Below are 1,467 nucleotides of genomic sequence, written 5' to 3'. Positions count from 1 at the left end.
TTTACCATTATTATCTTCTCTGGAGCGTGACCGCTTACTTATTGAATGGAATGATACATCTGCGGCTTATGCATCAGACAAGTGTTTGCATACTTTATTTGAAGAGCAAGCCAGCCGCACTCCAGATAACATTGCTGTCGTTTATGAGGGTAGTGAACTTAGTTATGCTGAGTTAAACAAGCGGAGTAATCAGCTTGCACATTACCTGATTGAGCAGGGAGTTAAGCCAGATAGTCTAGTGGGTCTTTGCCTTGACCGCTCTCTTGAGATGGTTGTCGGTATTATGGGAATACTTAAGGCTGGTGGTGCTTATGTTCCGCTGGATCCTGATTATCCGGAGGACCGCCTTCGGTTTATGCTTGATGATACACAAGCTCACATAGTTATTGGTCAGGCTTCTATAGCGACTGATCTATCATTGTTTGATGAGCGTTGTCAGGATCGCCCTGAGCTGGTGCTTCTCGATGAGCCAGAGCAGCTTGAGGCGTTGTCATTTTACCCTGAGACTAACCCTGATACTTCGGCTTTGGGGATATGCTCCGACCACCTCGCTTATGTGATCTATACCTCAGGCTCTACAGGAAAGCCCAAAGGTGTATGTGTCGAACATAAAAGTGTTGGTCGATTGTTGTTGGGTGTGGAATATGTGCAGCTCAATTCAAATAGCAGAATCCTGCAAGCTTCTTCTATATCATTTGATGCTATGACATTTGAAGTTTGGGGGGCTTTGGTACATGGTGGACTATGCATTTTATTGCCTGAATTGGGTAGAGTTACTGAGATTATTCAAGAACAAAAAGTTACTACTTGCTTTTTGACAACGGTTTTATTTAACACTTTAGTAGACAATGATTTCCTCGCTTTTGAAGGTGTTAAGCAAATATACACGGGAGGAGAACTTGTTTCGATTCAGCATTTTCAGGCTGCTTTGTCGAAGTTGGGGACTATTGATCTCACTCATATCTATGGGCCTACCGAGGCGACAACTTTTTCCTGTTGTTACAAAGTTCCTTCACTGTCTAGTTTGTCGGATCATTCCACGGTTCCAATAGGCCGTCCCATATCGAATACACAGCTTTATGTATTATCGGATAATTTATCGGTTTTGCCGATAGGTGCTGTTGGTGAGTTATATATAGGTGGAGCAGGTTTGGCGCGGGGTTATTTGAACCGCCCCGAGCTTACTGCGGAGCGCTTTATATCAAACCCATTCAGTAATGATACGGGCTCTCGTTTATACCGGACGGGTGATCTGGTGCGCTATCTGCCGGATGGGAACCTTGAGTTTATAGGTCGGGTCGACCATCAAGTTAAGGTTCGTGGTTTTAGAATTGAGCTTGGCGAGATTGAAGCGTCACTTTTAGATGTTTCTGACGTTAGTGATGTAGTTGTTGTTGCGCGAGAAGGTCAAGCTGACAGTAGCGATAAACAGCTAGTTGCTTACATTGTTGCGGAAGGTTCTTATGT

General features: G+C 44.2%; 1 protein-coding gene. It reads left to right on the top strand.

The genetic code is table 11. The features are described from left to right. Window positions 1-1,467 (top strand): non-ribosomal peptide synthetase (locus OEU88_RS17575; RefSeq protein ID WP_262696515.1); only part of this gene is annotated, 1,467 nt, incomplete at both ends.

The organism is Kordiimonas aquimaris (assembly GCF_025574485.1).
In the GTDB taxonomy this organism is placed as follows: Bacteria; Pseudomonadota; Alphaproteobacteria; order Sphingomonadales; family Kordiimonadaceae; genus Kordiimonas; species Kordiimonas aquimaris.
Note: the sequence above shows the minus strand (reverse complement) of the source record. Positions and strands in the feature narration are given on the sequence as shown.